A 23,295-nucleotide genomic window follows, 5' to 3' on the forward strand; every position below is an offset into this window, starting at 1 on the left:
ATGGGCAAACTCTACAGCGATACTTATTGGTCCGGCATGCATGAACCCGTACGCCGCAAACTCTTGATGGGGTCTGTGGGCGCGAAGCACCTTTTTGATACCGGGGCACATGCTTTGGAGTCAGACCCGCAGTTGGGTGTTGAATTGTTGTTGGCGGCTTATTGCTCAAACCCGTTGGACGGCAATACTGCAGCCCAGCTTGCCCAAGTCGAAGGGCTGCTGCCGCTCTTTCCTTCTTCTGTCGCATCCTGCCTGAAGGGAGTAGTTACCCATTGGAAGCAGCCTGAGAACCTTTCATATTTCATGCGTATTACCGGCAAGCGTGATGCTGAAAAGGTTAAGAAATACATCCTTTCGTCTCTTGAAAAAGAACCGGGTAATCTGTTTTGGATACAGCAGGGTATGGTCCATGCCGGGGCTTTTGCCGATTTCAACTTCGGGTTGGAACTTTTGTCCGGAGAGTTTCACCCTGAAATCTTACCGGCAATTAACTGTTCGAAAGCCTTTTTTCATTATATGAGCGGAAATGCGGCAGAAGCATTCCCACTGCTCATGTCCGCTTCCGATGTTTTCGGATTGAATAACATGGCTCATCTGGCCGCATCTATTGCTTTAAAGCTTGGAGAGCGCGAAACATCCATTTCTATTCTTGCCGGTGCTGTTGATGCACAGCCATGGCGAACTTCCGAAGCTATGCGCGTCTATGATTTGGCTTGCGGCTTGGATGAAAAGACATCTCCATTGCCCGGAAGTCTGGCCATTCTCCTGTATTCTTTTAACAAAGCAGAAGAACTGGATGCCACTCTCGCTTCCCTGCGTGTTTCCGAGCTGCATGGGGCCAAAATTTTTATGCTTGATAACGGTTCTTCCGATGGAACAGCCGAGGTCATCAGCAAGTGGCAATACGAGTTCGGAGAGCAGATGGTGCGCATTGACCTGCCCGTAAACGTCGGAGCTGCCGCTGCCCGCAACTGGCTGATGAAGGAACCGCAGGTTATGGAGTGTGATTTTGCGGTTTACCTTGATGACGATGTAGAAGTAGAGCCGGATTGGGTCTCCCGTTTCGGTGCAGCGGTGGAGGCTTACCCCGAAGCCGGGGTCTGGGGTTGTAAGGTTTTGGATTACGCTTCGCCGTCAGTCATGCAGTCCGTGGACCTGCACATCATCCAGCCTTTGGGTGACGAGGGCGAGGGGCCGGAAGTGGATTTGACCAAGATCGCACCCAACCCGTTCCGGTGTTCGGATTTGCATCTTTATCTTTTAGACAGTGGATATTTCGATTTCATGCGCCCTTGCGGTTCGGTTACGGGGTGCTGCCATCTGTTCAGGACACAGAAGCTGCTTGACAACGGAGGCTTTTCCCTGTTCCTTTCTCCCTCGCAGTATGACGATCTGGAGCATGATTTGCGCAGTTGCCTGAAAGGGGATTTTCCTGTTTATCAGGGGCATTTGCGTATCCTGCACCGTAAGCGGACCGGATTTGCCAGCCACACCAATGCCGCACAGGAAGGCAACGCGCTGGGTAACAAATACAAGATGCAGGCCATGCATCCGCGTAGCGAAATACTGCAGATAATGGCTGATGAAGAAAGGCTTCTTCAGTCCGACCTTGAGAAAAAGATGCAGTATCTGGTGCGGAAGGGGATTCTGGCCGGATAGCCAAATACAGGGAGAGTGACATGTCCGACCACGATCAAACTCAGGAATTTCTGAATAACCTGCCAGAGCTGGAACCCGGTAAGACTTTTGGGTTTGCCTGTCATCCTGAAGTGCGGTGCTTCAACGCCTGCTGCGGTGACCTTAACCTCATGCTCACCCCCTATGATGTGCTCCGCCTGCGCAAGGGATTGGGACACGACAGCAAGAAGTTTATTCACAATCATGCAGACATCACCCGTACTCCCGGTACTGGATTTCCAATGTGCAAGTTACGCATGCTCGACAATGCCAAGCGCAGTTGTCCTTTCGTGCGTGAAGAAGGTTGTTCCATCTATGAAAACCGTCCCGGTGCCTGCCGCACTTACCCTCTCGGCCGTGCATCCCGTATGGATGAGAATGGCGAAACAATTGAGCAGTTTTTCATCGTGCAGGAACCGCACTGTCGTGGATTCGAAGAAGACAAAGCTTGGACCAGCGATGAATGGCTGAAAGATCAGGGTCTTGAGCCGTACAATGAAGTCAATGACCGCTACATGCGCATCATGAACCGCGCCCGTCAGGCAGGTGTTGTTCTCGATGAGCGCAAGCTGAACATGGCTTTCCTCGCTCTCTATCAGGTGGATAACTTCATTAATTTCATCAAGGATATGAACGTCTTTTCCCGTCTTGATATTTCCGAGGAGCGCCAACAGGCTATCCTTAATGACGAGGAAGAATGCCTCAGCTTCGCCCTCGACTGGGTAGAGCTGATCGTGCTCGGTTCTTCTGAGAATTTATCGCCTAAGAAATAAGGTTTGTTCTAATTGGTTATTTTGCCCCCGTTTGTTCATGGTGATGAACGGGGTGTTGTTTAGTTTTGTTTAACATTGTCCTTGACTTTATTTGTAGGGCAGTTATATTACAACTGTAATATAAAAATTTTTAAAGGGTGGACATTGAGATGCCTATTCAGAGTGCAAAAACAATTCTTAAAGAATATTGGGATGGGAGACTGCCTGTTGATCCTGTTCGTATTGCTACTGGGTTAGGCGTGCGTGTAGAGCAGTCTTTTGGGGAAATCACTAATAATGCGGACCAGCCTTTAAGTGGCGAATTTACATTAGAAAATGGAGCTCCCGTAATTAAGTATAATGCAACAGAAGCACCTGTCAGGCAGAGATTTACGGTTGCTCATGAATTAGGTCATTATGTTTTGCATCACGGTCCACGCCATCGTGATGAAGCTCAGAATTTTTCGATTAATAATTACGATCTGTATGAAGTTGCAGCGAATAATTTTGCTGCGGAATTGTTGATGCCTGCTGAAGCAGTCAGGTATTTAATTGAGCAAGGTGTTACAACACTTAAGGGCCTAGCAGATAGCTTTAATGTTTCTACCGTTGCAATGAATATTCGGCTAAAAAAGATAGGTGTTTTTTAGGTGAGAAAACAGAATGGAAAAGTCGTTGATAGTTTGGATATGGCTTCTGGTAGCGTAAGTGTTGAACTTGCAGGGAAAAGAGACATTGAGTTAGAAATTGAAAAATCCAGATTAGAGTTCAGGACTTGGGTATTTCGCGCTGCATTATTTATCGTATTCTTTTTCTACACTATTTTTGCTTTTCTGCTTCTCCATCCTGAGCACCTTACACCACTTATTAAATATACTCCTTATGCATTGTGTTTAGTTATTTTTGCAGGCTCAATTCCAACGGTATTGTTTATAGTGCTTTTGCTTTCAACTTTCCGCGCTCGAAAGCAAGAATCCAATGGAATAGATGAACAGAACTTATTTGATAATGTTTCGAAGTTGGCCAGCGTAGCTAGATTATTCAAATAAGTATTTCGAGTCGTTGTATTGCGGGAGGAAATCCCGTGGAGATAATTATTGCAACTCCTCAGACCTCCTTCGAAGTCAATCTGAAAATTAACAGTGAGGAGGTGTCTATGGTAAGAAAAGTGAACTGCCACGGAGTTGGTCAAGTTGTTGCTAGTATAATGCTTGTCGTTTGGACTGTGTTAACTACGTCTTTTTTTATAGAAGAAGTTCCTGATAGGGGTTGCAATCTCCCGTAATGCAACGATTTTCTACAATCCCCAAAATTCCACAGCTTTCCCCGAAAAAGACAGGTAATTAATCACGTAGTGAGCGATTATGGTCGGGTAGATTGAGCCTGTGCAATACATGCAGACCATGAGCCCCGATCCGGTGATTGCTGTTGCTACTACGGCTACTGGGCCTTGAGACCAGTGGATAAGGCCGAAGATTATGGCAGAGATCAGGAAAACTTGCGGGATGGAGTAGCTGCGGTCCTTTAGTGCGGTGAAGGCGAGGCCGCGGAATATGATCTCTTCGGAGATAGCTACCAGCGCGAGGCCGAAGGTCATATCCAGCATGTAGAGCGGCGAGCCAGTTACGATGGGAATGGAACCCAGCCGCAGAGACGGCAGCAGCTTGGACCAGAGTGCAAAACCCGGTTCATCAAGGCAGAGACCTAGCGTGGTTATACCTAAGGTCCAGAGGATGAACTGTTTCATAGACAGTGCCACAAGGCCGAGGTCAGCGCGGCTAAGCGTTCCTTTTCTCAGCAGATAGAATAGGAATCCCAATGGAATAATCTTTGCTCCGTAATCGATTGCCAGCCAGAGCAGTTCGTGTTTAATGAAGATGTTGTTGAAGTCGTTGAGATAGAATGGCAAAGCGGCGAGAAAAAGTATTGCGGTTTTGTTGTTAATCACGCTGATTACTCCTTGCCAAGCGAGGATTGCTGATTAAGTTTATGACGGTTTGTGAGTTTAGCGCGCCTCAAATAAATTGGAGATATACTCTTGTCTGAACAATTAAATATAGAACTGAACAGCCCCAAGATACTCTCTGCGGATGAATTTGCAAAGATCAGAGCTGACTTCCCGGCTGAGAGAAAGATTGTTTTTACTAACGGCTGCTTTGATATTTTGCATGCCGGACATGTGGATCTGCTTTCCCGTGCCCGTGAGCATGGTGATCTGCTGGTGCTGGGTTTGAACAGCGATAAATCCGTGCGTTCCATTAAGGGCGAAAAGCGCCCGGTTACCGCGCAGCAGCAGCGGGCTTTTGTTCTCGCAGGGCTGGCCTGCATTGATTACGTAATTTTTTTTGATGAAGACACCCCTTACAATCTGATTAATAAAGTTCAGCCGGATGTGTTGATCAAGGGCGGTGACTGGTCTGTTGATAATATTGTAGGGCGTGATATTGTCGAGGGGCGTGGCGGTGAAGTGCTTTCCCTGCCGCTATTGCCCGGATATTCCACTACCGGGGTGATTCGTCATATCCGTGAAAATGAAATCGAATAGTTCTGGCTGCCTTTGGTTTTAAATGCTTTATTTTTATGCTAGAAGTAATTATCAAGTTTGAAGAATTGTGTTTTGTTTTTACCCTTGACAAGTAGATGAATGTTGGGCTATTAAGCTCGACTCGCTTGGCGAAACGGGCCAATAGCTCAGTTGGCAGAGCCCCCGGCTCATAACCGGATGGTCCCAGGTTCGAATCCTGGTTGGCCCACCACTTATTTCATATGGATACATATCAAAATACAATCCAGATTCTTTCTGCTTTCTAACTTATGAAAGCTGTTATGCTCCCGGGGGAAATCCCTTGCGGGAGCATATTATTTTATTGCATTTTGATGTGTTGAATTTGATTACGAGCGGAAATAATTGAACATCTTCCTTGCGTGGCAATGAGCAGCTATGCACAGGACAAATGGTGGCCGTTATGAAGACAGCAGAAGTTATCAGCAGGATCGAGTCACTTGTTCCTTCGGGGTTTGCTGCCCCTTGGGATAATTGCGGTGTTCAGATAGCGGGACCGGAAAGGGATGTGACCAAGGTCGCAGTGACCCTTGACCCTTTACCGCAGGTTGTTTCATCGGCCCTTGAATGGGGGGCACAGTTTGTGCTGACCCATCATCCGCTGGCTATTGAAGCAAAGCTGCCTGCAAAGCTGGACTGGTTTCATGACGTCATGAAGCAGGTTTTTTGCGCGGATGTCACCCTTTTTGCTTCGCACACCTCTTTGGATGTGCAGTTCAAGGGTGCTGCTTCATGGCTTGGGCGGGAGCTTGAGCTTGAGAATCTGCGTGTGCTGGATCAGGTTGCGGAAAACGAAGCCGGTGATATACTCGGATACGGTTGTATTGGTGAATATTCGATTCCGGTTGTTTTTGCGGATTTTGTGGAGCGTGTTTCGCAGCTTTCCGGGTGCGGAGTAGTGGCCCTGTGCGGTCCGGAACCTGAAAATGTCAGCTGTGTAGCCATGTGTCCCGGTTCAGGGTCTTCGCTCATGGAAAAGGCATTCGGTCTTGGAGCGGACGTATTTATTACCGGAGATGTCAAGTATCATCCTGCACAGGAAAGTGTGGGGGCAGTACTTGATGTGGGGCATTTTTCCCTGGAAGAGGAAATGATGCGCCGTTTTTCCGTTCTTCTTGGAGAAGATCTCGGAAAGGAAGTAGAAGTGAAATTTTTCAGCGGACGCAATCCCTTCGCTTACCATGTGCAAGGGGAAGGCGTGCGCAGGCCCTGAAATATCGGGCTGTCATGACAAAAGAGAATTAACAGGACCGTAGAGGCCTTACGGAACTGTATTTAAGTTTCCGAACATCGATGTGGCGGAGGCCCTAATAAAGCCGTCCGCAAAAGGGGACCCAATAATGTATGAAAAACAGATAGAACAGCTTGTTGTTTTGCAGAAGGTTGACGACGAAATCATCCTTCTTGAAGCCGAAATCGATCAGGCACCCAAAGATGTGGCTGCCCTTGAATCCCGCAAGGAATCCCTTGAAAAGCGTAAACAGCAGCTTACAGAAAAACTTGAACTGCTTGCTGAGCAGAAGAAAAAGCTCGACTTCGAAATCGAAGAAGATTCCGTTAAGGTTAAAAAGAGCAAAAGCAAGTTGATGCTGGTTGGTACCACCAAGGAATACCACGCCATGATGCGTGAGATGGACAGCCTCGAAAAGCTGAACAGACTTCGCGAAGAAGAAAAGATTACCGTTCTTGAAGAAACCGAACGTCAGACCGAAGGCATGGCTGACATCGAGAACAAGATCAAGGAACTGGACGCAGAGCTGGAAGAAAAACGTGCCGGTCTCAAGGAAAAGCTTGAAGCTGCCAACGGTGAACTGGATAAACTCAACAAGCGCCGCAATAAGGCCGGTGAAGTTGTGCCCAAGCCCATTCTCGGTCGTTACGAGTTCATCCGTTCACGTCTTGCACATCCGGTAATCGTACCTGTCGAAGATGCTGTTTGCTCCGGCTGTAATATTATGATTCCGCCGCAGGAATACAACGTGCTGCAGGAAGGCAAGCAGATTCTCAGCTGCCCCAACTGCCAGCGCCTTATCTACTGGATTGAGCACATTCCCGAAGCTGCAAAGCCTAAAGCTCTCCAGAAAGAAGAAGCTTAGTTTTTTAACATAACTGAAAAGATTGATTTTTAATGGAGTTGGACGGATCATCGCCGCGGCTTAATGCCGGGGAGGAAAGTCCGGGCTCCGCAGGGCAGGACGCTGGGTAACTCCCAGCGGAAGTGATTCCGGGAAAGTGCCACAGAAAACAGACCGCCCCGGTGATTATTCACCGGAGTAAGGGTGAAACGGTGGGGTAAGAGCCCACCGGCGGGTATGGTGACATATCCGGCCAGGTAAACCCCGTCCGGAGCAAGACCAAATAGGGAAGTGTTTGAGGCCGGCCCGGCCGAGCTTTCGGGTAGGTTGCTTGAGGTGTATGGTAACATGCATCCTAGAGGAATGATGATCGTCTGCCGCAAGGCAGATACAGGACCCGGCTTATAGTCCGACTCCTCTTTTATTTGTATAGATTAAAAAGGGGCAGCCTTTGGGCTGCCCCTTTTTTTATAGGGATTTAATTATGAGTACATCCGGTGAAGTCTGGGCCGTTCTGCTGGCAGCAGGCAGCGGTACCCGTCTGGCGAATGCTGTCGGCGGGGTCAAGAAACAATTCCTTGAATGGAAGGGCTTCCCGCTCTTCTGGCATTCTGCCGTTACTTTTTCCAATACCCCAGCTATTTCCGGCATAGTCTTTGTCTTTCCGCCTGATCAGGTCGAGGAAATGAAAGAGGTAGTGGCCAAGCTGGACGGTGCTGATTCACTTGGCATGCGCTTCAAGGTTACTGCCGGAGGGAAGCGCAGACAGGACTCCGTATTCAACGGCTTGAACGAACTTCCTTCAAGGTGTACCCATGTGCTGGTTCATGATTCCGCACGTCCTTTTGCCTCGGTGAAAATGGTAAGCGGAATTATCGACCGTCTGCAGGCCGGGGATGAGGCTGCCATTCCGGCTATTGATGTGACCGATACCATTAAGGAAGTGGAAGACGGTATTGTTGAGAAGACACTGGTCCGTTCCCGCTTGAAAGCGGTGCAGACCCCGCAGGGCTTTTCGCTGCCCACCCTTTATGCCGCTCATAAGCAGGCGGAGGAAGAAGGCTGGGATGTGACCGATGATGCTTCCATGGTGGAAATGGCCGGGAAGGATGTCCATATTTGTGAGGGAGAAGAAGGTAACATTAAGATGACCAACCCTGAAGATTTGAAAAAAATCGAAGATGACAAGCGGACCATACCCTGCGTGGGTTGGGGCTACGATGTTCATAAATTCGGAGAAGGCCGTCCTATGGTACTGGGAGGTGTTCCCATTCCCGGGGGCCCGGAAGTAATTGCCCATTCTGACGGTGATGTACTGCTCCATGCCTTGGCTGATGCCATTCTGGGGCTTTTCGGCGGCGGAGATATCGGCCATCATTTTCCCGATACTTCCGATGCCTGTGAAAATATGTCCAGCGGGATAATTGTAAAAGAGGTTCTGGCTAAAGCTGAGGAAGCCGGCGTTGAGATCGTTCACGTTGACTTGACCGTGATAAGCCAGATCCCCAAACTTTCTCCGCATAGGGAGTTGATCCGCAAGAATGTTGCTTCGGTCATGGGCCTGGATAAAGCACAGGTCAATGTGAAAGCAACCACTGAGGAAAAGCTCGGTTTTACCGGCGAGAAAAAGGGCATTAAAGCCGTGGCCGCGGTAACAGGCCTGAAAAAGATTTAGGGTCCGGGCATGAGTGGAAAATCCTTTTTGAAATTATTCCTGACACTGGCTTTACTGGTTGCGGTGACTGCCGGAGGATATTTCAAGCTGGAGGAGTTTTCCGCTGCCAAGGTCCGCGAGTCCTTGGATCGTCATGCCGAATTGGTTCGGGTTGATTTTGAGCGGGCTTTGCTCAATCCTTTTGACAAGTCATTGCATGTCTGGGGGCTTGAGTGCCGTCTGGCCAGCGGGGCAGGATGCACCGTCCGCAAGCTGGAGATTGAGTCCTTTGATCATGAACACAATCCTCCCCGTTTTCTAAGGGGTAGAGTTCATGGCGTTTCTGTACCTGTGGAGTTCTTGAATCTGGGGACACTTGCCCGTGATTTTCGAAAAATGGGTTATGAAAAGCTGGATTTTGACCTCTTTGCCGACTACAGCTATGAAGACGAAACTAAACGGCTCTCAGTAAAGTCGATAAATTTTGACGGCCCTGATCTTTGCCGGGTAAGCGCCGGATTCAGTCTAGGTGATGTGAGTCTGCGAGGACCGGGGATCGGCGGATTTGTCGGAACCAGCATGCTTGACGGTTCCATTGTCTGGCAGGATATGTCTTTTACTAAGAGACTTTTGGCCTTCTCTGCCGAAAGTGAAGGGATCAGTCCGGAACTATATCGGGGCAGGCTGCTGGAGTCTCTGCAATTGAATATGCAAGAGGCCAGAAGTCTGGGCAACGGCTATGCTGAGAATTTTTATGCCGAGCTTATGAAATTTATTGAGAATCCCGAGAGGCTGGTTGTACGGGTAGAACCGACCGAGCCTGTGCCCCTGCTTTATATGTTCATGGGACGCAGCTTTGAAGAACTGCTTGACCTTTACGGGATTACGGTCGAGGCAAATTTTTATTCACGAAAATAAGGAGTGGCTATGCGCCTATACAATACACTCAAACGGAAGAAGGAAGAGTTCGTACCTTTACACGGCAACAACGTAAGCCTTTACGCTTGCGGTATCACCGCCTACGACCTCTGCCACATCGGCCATGCCCGCTCTTCCGTAGTTTTTGATATTCTGGTCCGTTACCTGCGCTTTAAAGGGTACGATGTGACCTTCGTGCGTAACTTTACCGATATTGATGACAAGATCATTAACCGGGCAAATGAAACCGGAGTTACCTCCACCGAACTTGCCGAAAAATTTATCGGTGAATTTTATGTGGATATGGATAAGCTGAACATCCTGCGCGCAGATATCGAACCCAAGTGTACTGAGCATATTCCCGAGATGATCGAGTTGACCCAGACTCTGATCGATAAGGATCATGCTTACGCTACTCCTTCCGGAGACGTTTATTTCAAGGTTCGTTCCTTTGATGGCTACGGAAAACTTTCCGGCAGAAACATTGAAGACCTGCAGTCCGGTGCACGTATCCAGCCCGGTGAAGAAAAACAGGATCCTCTTGATTTCGCCCTTTGGAAAGCAGCCAAGCCCGGTGAACCTTCATGGGAAAGCCCTTGGGGACAGGGTCGTCCCGGCTGGCATCTTGAATGTTCTGCCATGAGCGAAAAATATTTAAAACTTCCTTTCGATATTCACGGCGGCGGACAGGACCTTAGTTTCCCCCACCATGAAAATGAAATTGCTCAGAGTGAAGCAGCTACCGGAAAGGAAATGGCTCGTTTCTGGGTTCACAACGGTTTTGTGCAGATCAACTCCGAAAAAATGTCCAAGTCTCTTGGTAACTTTTTCACTATTCGGGATATTCTTGATAAATTCATGCCCGAAACTCTGCGCTACTTCCTGCTGACAATGCATTACCGCAGCCCCCTCGACTTCTCATTTGAAGCTCTTGAAGAAGCAGAAAAAGGTATCCGCCGTGTTTACTCCGCATTGGAGCAGACCGCAGAAGCGCTGAATAAATCCAAGTGGTCAAAGTCCGATTTGCCCGCAGAAGTTCTGGCTGAAATTGAAGATGCCGAAAAGGGCTGGGCCGATGCCATGGAAGATGACATGAACACTGCCGGTGCAATGGGTCACATGTTCACCCTGATTCGTCTTGCCGGACGTATCGGCGAAGAAAAATCATGGCGTAAGTCTGAAGGCGGACGTGATGCATGGATTCGCATCCTTGATGACATGAAAAAATGGGGCGAAGTACTCGGTATTTTTACCCGTGATCCCAAGGAATTCCTTGAAGAACTGAAGCTTTGCATGCTTGAGCGTAAGGGAATTGAAGTGGCAAAAGTTGAAGAGTTGGTTGCCGCCCGTCAGGAAGCACGTAAGAACAAGGATTTTGCCCGTTCCGATGATATCAGGGATGAACTGATTGAGCTCGGCGTTGAAGTCAAGGATACTCCGCAGGGAGCAGTTTGGTCCGTGATTTAGTATTTATTCGTTAAATTGTATTATTTTTAAGAAACCGGATTTCGATCCGGTTTCTTTTTTTTTGTTAAAGAAGTAAGATATAAGAAAATCTAATCTCCTTTGGGGTGTACATGCGAATCGGGTTGAAGGCTAAAAGTTATTTGATTGTATCTTTGATTTGCCTGCTGGTTTTGGCGGGCAGTGTCCTGCTGGTTTACAAGCTTAACAGCCGAGCTATATCCAAGGTTGAGAAAGTTCTCGTGGAAGAAAACCTCAGCCGTGCTGAATTTGCCGTCAATGAAAATTCCCAAGCTCTGAAAAGCCTTTGCCGAGATTGGGCATGGTGGGATAATACATATTCATTTTTAAAAAAATTCAATGAACAATACGTCATTTCAAATTTGACTCCTGAGGTTTTGGTCAACCTTGATCTTGATTTGATTATGTTTTTTGACGATGAGGGAAGATATTATTTCTCGCATTCCGCTGAAGGAACTGATGCTCTGGAACTATGTTTTACTACCGAAGGTTGTCAGGGAAACGATATAATCCGCAAATGCGGAAGTGAGGGTTTGACCGGCCTTGTAAGAATTGATCACAGGTTGATGCAAATCAGCGTTCAAAAGATTTTGAAGAGTGATTTGGAGGGAGCGCCCGCTGGAGTTATGATTATGGGCCGTTATTTCGGGGACCGGCATTTGGAAAAGCTTGGGAATGCTTTGCAGATGGATCTGTTCTTCAAGGAGTTGAAGGACGTTTCTGATGAAGATGTATTTTTCGATCCTCCGGTAAGTGGAGAGGATAAAATCAAGGGTTATACGGTCTTGCGGGATGTCTTTGGTGAACCTTTGGTGCTTTTGGGCTTGGGCATGAATCGCGATGCCTATGAGGTCGGAAGTTCCATGTTTAAGGTTTTTCTGATTTTCATGTGCAGCGCTCTTTTGCTTCTTGGTATTGCTGCTACTTTCGTGCTCAATAGGTATTTTATCTCCCGGGTTAAGAGGGTTCAGGAGCAGTTACGCGGTGAGTATTTTATAGGTCCTGAACAAAGGATTCTCAGGTTGAGCGGAAACGACGAGCTTAGTGATTTGTCAGAATCAATAAACGATATTTTGGTGCTGCTGCAGGAAGAAAAAGCAAAGGCTGAAACCGCCAGCAGGGTGAAAACTGAGTTTTTAGCCAATATGAGTCATGAGATCAGGACTCCCATGCATTCGATACTTGGAATGGTGGAGTTGCTTAAAGAAACTAATGTGGATGAGGAACAGCGGGAATTCTTAAATATTGCCGGGGCCGCCGGTGAGAATCTGCTTGAGATAATAAATGATGTTCTTGAAATTTCGAAAATCGAAGCCGGACATTTGCAAATAGAGAGACATGAGTTTCTGCTTCGCGAGGTGGTGGAAAGAGTGGTGGCTGTTTTTGCTGTGGATGCTGCCCGCAAGGGATTGAAGGTCGTTTGTCATATTGATGAGGACGTACCTGAGAATGTTATCGGGGATGCCACCCGGCTCAGGCAGGTTTTAAACAACTTGATCAGTAACGCGGTCAAATTCACCAGCGAAGGTACAATTGTAGTTTCTGTTTATTGGGATTCCGGGAAGCTTATCTTTGCAGTTAAGGATGATGGGATCGGTATTCCGTCAGACAAAATCAACTATATATTTGAAAGTTTCACTCAGGCAGATTCTTCAACCTCCCGTAAGTACGGAGGCACAGGCCTTGGTTTGCCCATTTCACGTAAGCTGATAGGCATGATGGGTGGGGAAATTTTTGTGTGCAGCAGTGTGGGGGAGGGAACTACCTTTCGTTTTTATGTAAATCTTGGCAGTGTTTCTGTTAGCGCTATTGATTGATATGATTATTGTTGTGGTTCTGTATTGATACAGGTAATATAAGATTTAACTGGTAATGAAGTGTAGATAAAAAACCTGTGAGGTTCAGATGTCAGATTTACTCGGTTTGATTGCGGTGTTCGCAGTCGTTTTCATCATCGTGAAAGTGGTGATCCCCAAAATGGGAATATCTCCGTGACAGATCGGTAAAGGACCCCGTGAGGGTTCCAACGGTAAAAACGGTGGTTGCGGAGGCAAATAATAGATGCCTGTCTACGAGTGTAAGTGCACGGAATAATAATTAAAAATCCCCGATTCTTTTGAGTCGGGGATTTTTTGTTGAAATCTAACAATATGCCTGTCGCATGCAATCAATAAGTGTCTTGATTCGGCAGTCATAGGTATGTTCTGCCAGTATTCTTTTGCGGGCGGCCTTTACTATATCTTTGCGCGCAGTTTCGTCGTTCAGATATTTGTCGATCAGTTGCGGAATTTCCTCCAGCGAATTGTAAACAGCGATTTCCTTGCCCGGTTCAAACAGCCTTTCCATCTGGTAACGGTGGTCGGTGAGGATAAATCCATTACAGGCAGGGACATCAAATACCCGCTGGTTTACAGCTCCTTTCATCTGTTGACTGGTGCAGTTGAAATTTATTTTGGAGCAGGGGTAGAAGCGGGGTAAATCCTCGTAGTAGGAAAGCTCGCTATGGTATTCCCATGTGGATTCATTTGCCAGTAGTTGCTTCCATCCGTCGTCGCCAACAATCATGGGATTGAAATCCAGAGTCTGCTTTACGCAGGAAAGACGGTATTCGAGCGTTGCCTGCCAGATAACCAGAGTTTCAAAGGCAAGTTTGCGGTGGGGAATTACGAGGGCCTCGTATTCAGGGATAAGTTCCGGGTACTTGTTTTCCAGAAAATTTACGACTGAATGTTCATTACTTTCGCCGAAAGCATGGGCGACTTCTTGATATTTTTCAGCCAGCAGCCCGGAGATTCTGGCGACTTCCATCCTTTTGGCTGTCTTATGGACCATGGAGTTGCCCACAAAGGTAATATCCCGCGCCCACTTACTTTCCGTGCATCCCTTGGAGGGGAGGAATCGAGTTTGGTCGGTTCCCAGCGGCAAGTGGAAAATTTTGTTGAACCCCATTTCCCGCAGGGAGTCCATGCGGTCTGCATCCCATGTGAAGATGGTCGTGTTTTCAGTGGCTTGCGTTTGATAAAGGGGCAGAGTCAGCAGGGGATTGTCCACAAACCATGAGGCCAGCGGCAATTGAAATTTATGGAGGAGGGTGTTCAGGACTCCTTCCTGATCAACTCCAAGATGGTTGACCGTAAGCACAAAGTCTGGCCTGAAAGTGTTGATGGCAGATGAAACTCTAGCCACAAATTGTTCCAGTTCCATCTCTTTGGCGTCCATGTTGATGAACATGTGCGGCACACCCTGACGCTGGCAGGCAGCTACGATTTCCCCCATGAGGAAATATTGGCTGGTTAAGAGCAGGATTCTAGGTTTCTCATTTAGAAACTTGGGCCAGACAGGGAATTCAACCGCCTTGCCTTCCTGTTCGATGAGAAGTTTTTCTGTCTGGCTGTAGAAGGGAGATAAGCGCAGGTAAAAAGGATTTTTGAGCAGTTGGATTTCTTTACCGGAGGTGGAAGCCAGTTCCCTTATGTGCGCTGCAGCGTTTTGAGGGGAAGTTGTATTGATCCAGATTACCCTGGGATTTTTGCGAAGTTCTTCTTTCAAACCGCTGGCAGCTAGAATTTCTGTTTCGCAGTCAAGGATGATCAGGGGGCGGGTATTGTGTTTAAGAAGTTCCTGCGCGGTGACGCCGATGCCGGAACCGACCAGCAGGGGAATTTTACTGTCATCCAGTTGTGCGGCAAGCTCTTCTTCACGGCGCTGCCCGTATTTGCCCCACATGTGTTTTGTCCTACCGTCTGAGGTGATACGGATATCGGTAAGAACTGTTCCGTTCCGGATGGCTTCTGCTTCGTAATTTGTGCTCATTAGAAGATACCTACCACGAGTCACGGGCCGGTTTATGGTAGAAGAATTCAAGTCTCCTGTTTTTGCGCATATTTGCTGGTGAGTCGTTTTTTACCAGCGGCTGCGTATCAGCATAGCCAACGGCTTTGAGCCGTTTTGGGGCTATCCCGCCTTGTTCAACGATATAGCGCAATGCACTTGCGGCTCTTGCTGACGAAAGCTCCCAGTTAGTGGGGAATTTTTTGGAATGGATTTCGGTATTGTCCGTATGCCCCCGGACCACAAGGTTATAGTTGTGGTCTTTCAGGATACTGATCACCTTGTCCAAAACCTTATGCGCTTCCGGCTTGAGGGTTGCCGATCCCGGCTCAAAAAGAGAAGCCGAATCTGTATTGACCAGAACACCATCCTGATCAGCTTTCACCCCGGAGGATTTGCGGGTAGCATCTTCTTCATCCAATAGGGCCTTGATACGCAAAACCAGACCCAGCAAGCGCTTATCGTTGCTGTCCATTTTGACTTCTTTGCGTTTCAGGTCTGACGGTGTCAGGGCAAGATTATCTTCTTCCTTGCGTTCCATCTGTACCCCGAAGGCATCTTTGATCGAACCGAGCAGTTCCTTGAATTTATCAAGGTCATTGTTCGCAAAAGAAAGCAGGAGGACAAAAAAGCAGAGCAGAAGGGTTACCATATCCGCGAATGTTGCCATCCACGGCGGAAGACCTTCTTCCGGTGGCGGATCATTATTCTTTGGTTTTATGATAACTACTTTGGCCATGAGGCTGCCTTTCCATTATGCCGAAGCATCTCGCAGGGTCGGGGCAAGGAAGGCCTGCAGTTTTTCTTTTACGATGGAGGGGTGTTCTCCTTTTTGGATGGAGACAACACCTTCAACCATGATTTCCATGTATGAGGCTTCTTCGATGGAACGTTCTTCAAGCTTTTTGGCCAAGGGCAGGAAAATGACGTTGGCCAGAACGGAACCGTAAAGTGTTGTCAGCAAGGCAACCGCCATTGCAGGACCGATGGCATCGGGATCACTGAGGTTTGAAAGCATCTGTACCAGACCGATCAGCGTACCGATCATTCCAAAGGCCGGGGCCATGGCACCCATTCCTTTCATGACAGCCTGTCCTTGAAAATGTCGTTTCTTCATGGCGTCAATTTCAAATTCCATGATCGCCCGGACGAGGTCTCCATCTGTTCCGTCAGCAACAAGAATGACGCCTTTTTTCAGGTATTCATCATCTATGGAAACTTTTTCAAGTGCTACAAGGCTTTCTTTACGTGCTGTTTCAGCGAGGGCTACGATCTGGTCGATCATGATTTTAGGGTCTTCGGATTTTGCAAAGAAACCCTTTAAAGCGATTTTAAACGCTTTAAGTACTACGCTCATGGGAAACATGATAAAGCAGGAGGCAAATGTTCCCCCGAAAACAACGACGATTGATGGTGGGTCTATAAAACCGGCAGCGTTACCACCCATGACAATGGTTGCCACGATTAGACCGAAACCGCCTACAATTCCTATTAAAGTTGCAATATCCATACTTGCTCTATTTCTTTAATGCGGGAGAGCCCACTTTTATTTCGTTGTTTTCATAGTAGAAATAAACATTTTCCAGAGGTTCATTTACCTGCATGTAAGCGGGACCGATACTGATCTCCACTCCTGATTTTACAATGCCCTGAACCATAATTCTACAACTTTCCAGCTTTTCTGCCTGCTGGATTTTGCTCCACAGCTGCTTTTTTTTGTTTTTCAAAAAGCGAATTTTCATTTCGCATTTTTCAATTTTTCCTGTGAATTCAGCAGTTGTCGAGGCTCCATTACTCATGATTTTCTGCAGGTCTTTCACTTCACTTTCCAATACAGAAATCTGAGTAGAAATTTTGTCGATCTGGAGAAGCAGCAACGGGTTGTAGCCCACTATAATTTGTGAAGCAGCACTTAGGCCGCCACCTAACTGTTCTCCAATGAAAACTATTTGGTCGCTGTAACATCTGCCGCCGGCAAAACGTCCTTTGGCCGCGAATTTGCCTTCGCAATACACTGTAGTATGCATGCAGTTTTTATCAATGATAATATTTCCGCTGCTTACAAGTGTTGCATTCTCGCAGAAGGTTGTGCGTAGTGTTTCTTTTGATTCGACCAGCCCTTTAGTGTTGCCTTTTATCCCCCCATCACATTTGAGGAATCCTGCAGCATGCACATTGGCCTGTTCAATCACGCCTTTGACATTGATGTTGTTGGCTTTTACATCCAAACCGGATTTGATCGAACCGTGAACAACCATATCGCCGACAAAAAATATGTTCCCGGTGGAAAGGCTTACATCACCGCGTACGTTGAGCAATTCCTTTACAGTAATCAAGCCTTCTTCATTGTAAAAGACATAACCGTTACGGGTGGCAATCAGCTGGTCGGTGTTTTCGGGATTGATCTTGGTGTTTGGGCCGCGCGGGAATTTCTTTTCCGGGTAATGACGTTGTCCCAGAGGGCATTTCCCGTCTTCGCCGGGCTCTTCCCATTGGGCAAGAACCTGACCGACAATAACGCTCTGCACGTAGCCCATATTATAATAATCTACGCTGCCGTCGTTTTTTTCTACCGGTTTCAGGTCTGTGTAATCGAAATCTGGATCAAAATAGTGCTTGAGGCAGGGCATGCAGGAAGCTCCGGTAAATGCGGGAACGGTTAGGGAATTTCCCTTTCGTCTTCAATGATAGTAAAAAAGGAAATCAGTCTTACAAGTTCAAGGGTTTTGCAGATCTGTTCACTGGGGCGCAGAAGATACATATTCTTGTTGTTGCTTTTAAGTCTTGAATTCAGCGAAACAAGGAAGCCTATCCCTGAACTGTCAAGAAAGCGTGCTTCAGAAAGGTCGGCAATAATAGCTTCAACTTCAGAAGACTCACTTTGCCGTTCAACCTGTTCCTTGAATTCATAGATGGTTTCAATAGTGACCTCTTTTCCACATTTTAAGGTCAAAATACCATCTTGGATTTTTATTACTTCTTCCGCCATTGATCTTCCTTTAATTTGCGGGTCAGCTTTATTATGTTTTTACCGTTTTTTTTAATTAATTCAAAGGAGTCCATTAGCTCAGACATGATGAACATTCCCCTGCCGCCCACTGCTTCGGGGGAGGGCATGGAAAAATCGATCGACTTTGAACAGAGTCCTTTGCCCCAGTCTGCAATCTCAAAGATGATATACTCACCGGGATGTACTTTGATGGTTAGCTCAAGCTTGTTGCATTCTTCGATTTTGTCATAGGCGTGCCGGGCCACATTGGAGCAACCTTCTGTCAGGACAAGATCCATGTCGTGGAGAAGGTTTTCATCCGCAACAAAATCCTTAAGAATGATAATTGCCTTGCGGGCTACTTCCCTGCTTTCTTCAGGGGTCGGAATTGCTTCCAGCACAAAGCGATGCATGAATGCTCCATGTTTATTATCAGACATATATATTTGTTTTGTCTGACGTTACAACTTCTGGATGTCACAATTAATAAATTTTAATATACCTAATCCTCTCTTTTTCGCAAAGGAAGTCAAGGTAAAACCTGAAAATTTAGATAAAATCCTCAGAATCCAGAATAATAGTGACCGGGCCCCAGTTGACGAAATCAACATTCATCATAGCTCCGAACTGTCCGGTGGCAACTTTTGCAGGAGCCTTCCGGGCAACATCCGCAACCAGACGGTCAAAAAGATCACTTGCAAGCTGTGGAGCGGCAGCTCCGGTAAATGAAGGCCTGCGTCCTTTTTTGCAGGATGCGTAAAGGGTGAACTGGGAAACCAGAAGAACGTCGCCCTTAATATCCTCAAGGGAAAGATTCATGCGGCCTTCTTCGTCTTCAAATATCCTAAGGCCGAGCATCTTATCGATCAGCGTTTTCCAGACCTTGGATTCAGGCAGTTGTTCCGTGTCATCATTGCCGAATCCGGCCAGCACCATGATGCCGGGCCCGATTTCACCCACGGTTTTACCTTCTACTTCGACTTTTCCGCCGCTTGTTCTTTGAATGACCAGTTTCATTCTAGTCCTCAAAGTATGTTGCTACGGAACTTTCCTTTTCGGAGACTGAAGCAAAGACCATGCGCACATGTTCGCTCTCAACACGCTTTTTCATTTCTTCATATATATAACGGGCAATGTTTTCGGAAGAAGGATTGCGGTGCTCAAAATACTCCAGGCTGTTCAGGTGCTTGTGGTCCAGAGTGTCCAGCACTTCATTGAGTTCTTTTTTCAGCTCTTTGAAATCCATGAGAATTTCAACTTTCTGGTCAAGACGGTCTCCTTCAATTTCCACCTCAACACCGAAGTTGTGGCCGTGCATGTTTTCGCACTTTCCGCCGTAGTTACGGAGTTGGTGTGCTGAGCTGAAGTCCTTCTTTACCTTGAGTTTCCACTTACCTTTAGACATATATCTATTCTCCATGAATATTATTTATTGAATTAATGTGTTTTTTCCGTTTCCGTTTTTGCGCCACTGGTTGAATTCTTTCCAGAAATCTCCGTTGGGCTTGATGTTGTATCCGTGACCGAGGCGCAAGGTGCAGATGGAATCGGCTAAAAACATCTGCAATGTTACCGGTGCTGAGCCGGGATATCCGGCCAGAATCGCCTTAAGTTCGGCGATACCTTCGTCAGAGCACAGTGAATGGTGTACGGAAAGCGGTACTGCTTCGCTGCAGCCGGCCTGCGCATTCTCCAGCGGTGAAATTTCATCGCACATGACTTTGGATTCCGCCGGTGCTTCTTCCTGACCTTCCTCCGGCGGCGGATTGTCCACCTTACCCTTGATCAGTAAGGGGATGTCCTGCCCGAGGTATTGGTGTACCTCTTCATAGGTCTTGGGGAAAATGATGAGCTCCCCGGATCCGGTCATGTCTTCAATGGTGGCAAAGGCCATCTTCTTGCCGGATTTCTTGGTGATGATTTCTTTGTATCCGGTGATGATGGCGCCCAGTTTAACTGTGGCTTCATGGGCCATGTTCGGGCAGTTCTCAATGGTCTGCAAGCCGAGACGGTTCATTTCATGACGGTAGGAAAGCAGGGGATGGCAGGTCAGGTAGAAGCCGAGGGCTTCTTTTTCAAGTCGCTGCATCTCTTTGTCGTCCATTTCACGCATATTGAATTCTTCAAAGCTGATCGCGGCAGGTTCTTCAGCTTCGTTGCCACCGCCGAGCATGTCGAGCATGTTGATCATGCCGGACTCTTTCTCTTTGTTCTTCTTTTGACCGTATGCAACAGCCTTATCCAGCGAAGCAATCAGTCCGGAACGGGTTAAGCCCATGGAATCAAAAGCTCCGGCGCGGATCAGGTATTCGATTACACGCTTGGTAACACGGCGCAGGTTAACGCGGGTTATGAAGTCGATGAAGTCTTTGAAGGGACCGTTTTTATGACGTTCTTCAACGATTTCATCAATCGCTTCTTCCCCTACGTTTTTGATGCCGGCCATACCGTAAATAATGTCGCCTTCGTACACTGAAAAGCGTGCGACACCGAGGTTGATATCCGGCTGGCGTACAGTAACGTCCATGTCGCGGCAGGCGTTGATGTACATGATGATCTTTTCGGTGTTGTTCATTTCAGTACTCATGAGTGCTGCCATGAATTCCACCGGGAAATGTGCTTTGAGGTAAGCCGTGTAGTATGAAATCAGTGCGTAAGCCGCGGAGTGCGATTTGTTAAAACCGTATGCCGCGAACTGTTCCATGAGGTCGAAGATATCGTTGGCAGTCTGCTCCGGAATGTTGTTTTCCTTGGCACCGTCAACAAAGCGGACCCTGTGCTTGGCCATCTCTTCGGGAATTTTCTTACCCATGGCTCGGCGGAGCAGGTCACCCTCACCGAGGGAGTAGTTGGCGATGGTCATTGCCGCGCCCATTACCTGTTCCTGATATACGATAACCCCGTAAGTCGGCTTGAGGCTCGGCTCAAGAGTCGGCCAGAGGTAGGTTACTTCGATTTCGCCGTGCTTACGTTTAATGAATTCATCAACCATACCGGAACCGAGCGGACCCGGGCGGTAAAGGGCGAGCATCGCGATGATGTCTTCAAAGCAACTGGGGCGGAGCATGCGCAGATATTTACGCATACCCGATGATTCAACCTGAAAGACCCCGTCAGTATCTCCTTTACAGAAAATATCGAAAGTGGCCTGGTCATCAAGGGTGAGGGTGTCGAGATCCGGTGCTTCTTTGCCCTGCAGACGGATGATATCGAGGCAGTCCTCGACAACGGTCATGGTACGCAGTCCCAGAAAGTCGAACTTGATCAGGCCGACTTTTTCGACCTTTTTCATGTCGTACTGGGTCACGATTTCGCCCTTTTTACCTTTGTATAGAGGCAGGTAATCGGTCATGGGCTTATCGGAGATAACAACCCCGGCTGCGTGAGTCGATGCATGGCGGGACATCCCCTCCAGACGGGTGGCGATATCCATGAGCTTGGCTATTTTGGGATCGGTGGCAACCATGTTGCCCAGCTCCGGGATAGCCTCAACCGCGTTGGGTACGGTGATCTTGGCTTTCTTGACCCCGAGTCCCTGCGCAATAACCGCCGGATCATCGGGAACCAGCTTGGCAATGGGATCGGTTTCGGAAAAGTGCATGCCCATGGCTCGACCTACGTCTTTGATTACCGCCTTGGTTTTCATTGTTCCGTAGGTGGTGATCTGGGCCACGTGGTCCCAACCATATTTTTCGGAGCAGTATTTAACTACTTCCAGACGACGTCGTTCACAGAAGTCGACATCGATATCAGGCATGGATACACGTTCTACGTTAAGGAACCTTTCGAATAGCAGGTCGTAAGGGATGGGGTCGAGGTTGGTGATTCGGAGTGCCCATGCAACGATAGAACCAGCTGCTGAACCACGTCCCGGTCCAACTGGGATCCTGTTGTCTTTGGCCCAGTTGATGAAGTCCTGAACGATGAGGAAGTAGGCCGGGAAACCCATCTCGTTAATGACGTCCAGTTCATAATCAAGACGTTCCCAGTATTTTTTTTCATCAATTTCGTAGGGCGCGTTTTCAATGCGTTTTTGCAGACCTTCTTTACAGAGTTTTACAAACTCGGTCTCGATGGTCATGCCTTCGGGAAGTTCATATTCCGGGAAGTAATAGTTGCCCAACTCGATTTCAAGGTTGCACATCTCGGCAATCTTCTGGGTGTTGGCAATGGCTTCCGGTACATGGGCGAAATATTCTTCAAACTCTTCCTGCGGCTTGAAGTAGAGCTGGTCGGTACCCATGCGGAAGCGTTTCTCTGTATCAACCGTGGTTTGGGTCTGGATGCAGAGCAACAGGTCGTGAGCCTCGTAGTCTTCCTTGGTCAGGTAATGGCAGTCGTTGGTGGCGACCAGTGGCAATCCGGTTTGTTCGGCGCATTTGTATATCAGTTCGTTGAGGTCGTCCTGCTCTTTAAGGCCGTTAGCCTGAACTTCAAGATAGAAGTTGCCCGGAAAGATGGATTCGTAGGTCTTGGCCATTTCAATCCCGGCTTCAAGTCCTTCGTTTCTCAGGGCGCGTGGAACTTCACCTGCAAGACATGCAGAAAGGGCAATGATCCCTTCGCTGTATTTATTGAGCAGGTATTTGCTGACTCGCGGTTTGTAGTGGAAGCCCTCAAGAAAACCGAGCGAGCAAAGCTTGATGATGTTCTTGTATCCCTGCTGGTTTTTTGCCAGTAATACAAGATGGTAGCGGCCTTTTTTGTCTTTGCGTTTGTGGGCCTCTTCGTCATCTATCTCTCCGGGCGCAACATAGACCTCGCAGCCTATGATGGGTTTGATGCCCATGTCCATGGCAGTCATGTAAAAGGTAACAGCGCCGAACATGGATCCATGGTCGGTGATGGCGACAGCGGGCATTCCGAAGTCTTTGGCCTGCTGGCACAGGTCTTTGATACGGATGGCACCGTCCAGCAGACTGTATTCTGTGTGGACGTGCAGATGAACAAATTCTGACATATATATGATTCCTGATGGGAGAATAGATTCTAGGTAAAGGAAGTTAGTATTTATTTTTAGGGTCAAACGCAATAGGCGGGAAAGGCTTCACAAACTGTTTTTCAGCTGAGCATATGCAAAATATTTCGGATTACCGGACCGTTGACGAAACAGAACTCCCATGCAAGAAATTTTTATGATTAATCAAAAATGGAGAACAGGATATGGAACTCTCCGGTAGTTATATATATGATAGGCTGCCACTGATACTCCTTTTTGTCACCGGATATATCCTTTACCGGGTGACCGCTTCTGCAGCATTGCCTGAATATCTTTCGGCGAGAGCTGTCCGCTTCAGCAGGGGCCGTGCGGATTACCTGCTGCTTTCACTAATGGGCGTAGCGGCTCTTCT

At 47.7% G+C, this 23,295-nt stretch carries 22 protein-coding genes, 1 tRNA gene and 1 other RNA gene (1 of these 24 only partly in view); 14 read left to right on the forward strand and 10 right to left on the reverse strand.

Annotation, left to right across the window (positions count from 1 at the left end):
* The 4 genes from ACKU40_RS18205 to ACKU40_RS18220 all read left to right on the forward strand — a co-directional run bounded on the left by ACKU40_RS18205 (position 1) and on the right by ACKU40_RS18220 (position 3,478).
* A complete protein-coding gene (locus ACKU40_RS18205) occupies positions 1-1,659 on the forward strand; it encodes a glycosyltransferase (protein ID WP_320174205.1) in 1,659 nt (552 codons plus the stop codon).
* 20 nt (positions 1,660-1,679) lie between these two features.
* On the forward strand, positions 1,680-2,450 hold the full coding sequence (locus ACKU40_RS18210; protein WP_320174206.1) for a YkgJ family cysteine cluster protein: 771 nt from the start codon (positions 1,680-1,682) through the stop codon (positions 2,448-2,450).
* 149 nt (positions 2,451-2,599) lie between these two features.
* Positions 2,600-3,079, forward strand: a complete 480-nt coding sequence (locus ACKU40_RS18215; RefSeq protein WP_320174207.1) for an ImmA/IrrE family metallo-endopeptidase — start codon at positions 2,600-2,602, stop codon at positions 3,077-3,079.
* A complete protein-coding gene (locus ACKU40_RS18220) occupies positions 3,080-3,478 on the forward strand; it encodes a hypothetical protein (protein ID WP_320174208.1) in 399 nt (132 codons plus the stop codon).
* A gap of 248 nt (positions 3,479-3,726) precedes the next feature.
* Here the strand turns inward: ACKU40_RS18220 and ACKU40_RS18225 are convergent, their stop codons facing one another.
* Positions 3,727-4,377: a type II CAAX endopeptidase family protein gene (locus ACKU40_RS18225; RefSeq protein WP_320174209.1), complete on the reverse strand. Its 651-nt coding sequence runs from the start codon at positions 4,375-4,377 to the stop codon at positions 3,727-3,729.
* 90 nt (positions 4,378-4,467) lie between these two features.
* On the opposite strand from ACKU40_RS18225, the gene rfaE2 reads away from it, so the two are divergent.
* The 9 genes from rfaE2 to ACKU40_RS18270 all read left to right on the forward strand — a co-directional run bounded on the left by rfaE2 (position 4,468) and on the right by ACKU40_RS18270 (position 12,941).
* A complete protein-coding gene (rfaE2, locus tag ACKU40_RS18230) occupies positions 4,468-4,974 on the forward strand; it encodes a D-glycero-beta-D-manno-heptose 1-phosphate adenylyltransferase (RefSeq protein WP_320174210.1) in 507 nt (168 codons plus the stop codon).
* A gap of 135 nt (positions 4,975-5,109) precedes the next feature.
* Positions 5,110-5,185 (forward strand) — tRNA-Ile (locus tag ACKU40_RS18235).
* Positions 5,186-5,395: 210 nt separating this feature from the next.
* The gene (locus ACKU40_RS18240; RefSeq protein ID WP_320174211.1) at positions 5,396-6,205 is read left to right on the forward strand and encodes a Nif3-like dinuclear metal center hexameric protein; all 810 of its coding nucleotides are present in this window, start codon (positions 5,396-5,398) and stop codon (positions 6,203-6,205) included.
* A 127-nt stretch (positions 6,206-6,332) separates the two neighbouring features.
* Positions 6,333-7,088, forward strand: a complete 756-nt coding sequence (locus ACKU40_RS18245; RefSeq protein WP_320174212.1) for a C4-type zinc ribbon domain-containing protein — start codon at positions 6,333-6,335, stop codon at positions 7,086-7,088.
* Between the two features lie 34 nt (positions 7,089-7,122).
* Positions 7,123-7,488: RNase P RNA component class A (gene rnpB, locus ACKU40_RS18250), an RNA gene on the forward strand.
* Positions 7,489-7,551: 63 nt separating this feature from the next.
* Entirely contained in the window at positions 7,552-8,742 is a 1,191-nt protein-coding gene (gene ispD / locus ACKU40_RS18255; protein WP_320174213.1) for a 2-C-methyl-D-erythritol 4-phosphate cytidylyltransferase, read from the forward strand.
* Positions 8,743-8,751: 9 nt separating this feature from the next.
* Positions 8,752-9,639, forward strand: coding sequence for a hypothetical protein (locus ACKU40_RS18260; RefSeq protein ID WP_320174214.1), 888 nt, complete (start codon positions 8,752-8,754; stop codon positions 9,637-9,639).
* Positions 9,640-9,648: 9 nt separating this feature from the next.
* The gene (gene cysS / locus ACKU40_RS18265; protein ID WP_320174215.1) at positions 9,649-11,106 is read left to right on the forward strand and encodes a cysteine--tRNA ligase; all 1,458 of its coding nucleotides are present in this window, start codon (positions 9,649-9,651) and stop codon (positions 11,104-11,106) included.
* Between the two features lie 110 nt (positions 11,107-11,216).
* Positions 11,217-12,941, forward strand: a complete 1,725-nt coding sequence (locus tag ACKU40_RS18270) for a CHASE4 domain-containing protein (RefSeq protein WP_320174216.1) — start codon at positions 11,217-11,219, stop codon at positions 12,939-12,941.
* A 325-nt stretch (positions 12,942-13,266) separates the two neighbouring features.
* Here ACKU40_RS18270 and ACKU40_RS18275 read toward each other — a convergent pair whose 3' ends face one another.
* From ACKU40_RS18275 to dnaE, 9 genes are all read right to left on the reverse strand, one after another.
* Complete coding sequence (locus ACKU40_RS18275) at positions 13,267-14,937, reverse strand: glycosyltransferase (RefSeq protein WP_320174217.1); 1,671 nt, start codon at positions 14,935-14,937, stop codon at positions 13,267-13,269.
* Between the two features lie 10 nt (positions 14,938-14,947).
* The gene (locus ACKU40_RS18280) at positions 14,948-15,694 is read right to left on the reverse strand and encodes an OmpA family protein (protein WP_320174218.1); all 747 of its coding nucleotides are present in this window, start codon (positions 15,692-15,694) and stop codon (positions 14,948-14,950) included.
* A 15-nt stretch (positions 15,695-15,709) separates the two neighbouring features.
* Entirely contained in the window at positions 15,710-16,465 is a 756-nt protein-coding gene (locus ACKU40_RS18285) for a MotA/TolQ/ExbB proton channel family protein (protein WP_320174219.1), read from the reverse strand.
* A gap of 7 nt (positions 16,466-16,472) precedes the next feature.
* Positions 16,473-17,585, reverse strand: coding sequence for a FapA family protein (locus ACKU40_RS18290; protein ID WP_320174220.1), 1,113 nt, complete (start codon positions 17,583-17,585; stop codon positions 16,473-16,475).
* Positions 17,586-17,614: 29 nt separating this feature from the next.
* Complete coding sequence (locus tag ACKU40_RS18295) at positions 17,615-17,944, reverse strand: STAS domain-containing protein (protein ID WP_320174221.1); 330 nt, start codon at positions 17,942-17,944, stop codon at positions 17,615-17,617.
* Positions 17,929-18,384: an ATP-binding protein gene (locus ACKU40_RS18300; protein WP_320174222.1), complete on the reverse strand. Its 456-nt coding sequence runs from the start codon at positions 18,382-18,384 to the stop codon at positions 17,929-17,931. Before ACKU40_RS18300 ends, ACKU40_RS18295 begins: the two co-directional genes overlap by 16 nt.
* A 109-nt stretch (positions 18,385-18,493) precedes the next feature.
* Positions 18,494-18,961 (reverse strand): D-aminoacyl-tRNA deacylase, encoded by a 468-nt coding sequence (gene dtd, locus ACKU40_RS18305; protein WP_320174223.1) that lies wholly within the window; start codon positions 18,959-18,961, stop codon positions 18,494-18,496.
* 1 nt (position 18,962) lies between these two features.
* The gene (queD, locus tag ACKU40_RS18310; RefSeq protein WP_320174224.1) at positions 18,963-19,349 is read right to left on the reverse strand and encodes a 6-carboxytetrahydropterin synthase QueD; all 387 of its coding nucleotides are present in this window, start codon (positions 19,347-19,349) and stop codon (positions 18,963-18,965) included.
* A 24-nt stretch (positions 19,350-19,373) separates the two neighbouring features.
* Positions 19,374-22,904 carry a DNA polymerase III subunit alpha gene (gene dnaE / locus ACKU40_RS18315; RefSeq protein WP_320174225.1) on the reverse strand — a complete coding sequence of 1,177 codons (3,531 nt, stop codon included), beginning with the start codon at positions 22,902-22,904 and terminating at the stop codon, positions 19,374-19,376.
* A 203-nt stretch (positions 22,905-23,107) separates the two neighbouring features.
* Here dnaE and ACKU40_RS18320 point away from each other — a divergent pair, with 203 nt between their 5' ends.
* Positions 23,108-23,295 carry the beginning of an SLC13 family permease gene (locus ACKU40_RS18320; protein WP_320174226.1) on the forward strand. Its footprint extends 1,003 nt past the window's final position, so 188 of the gene's 1,191 nt are visible here — the first part of the coding sequence; its start codon is at positions 23,108-23,110; its stop codon lies beyond the right edge, outside the window.

Source organism: Maridesulfovibrio sp., assembly GCF_963666665.1.
In the GTDB taxonomy this organism is placed as follows: Bacteria; Desulfobacterota; Desulfovibrionia; order Desulfovibrionales; family Desulfovibrionaceae; genus Maridesulfovibrio.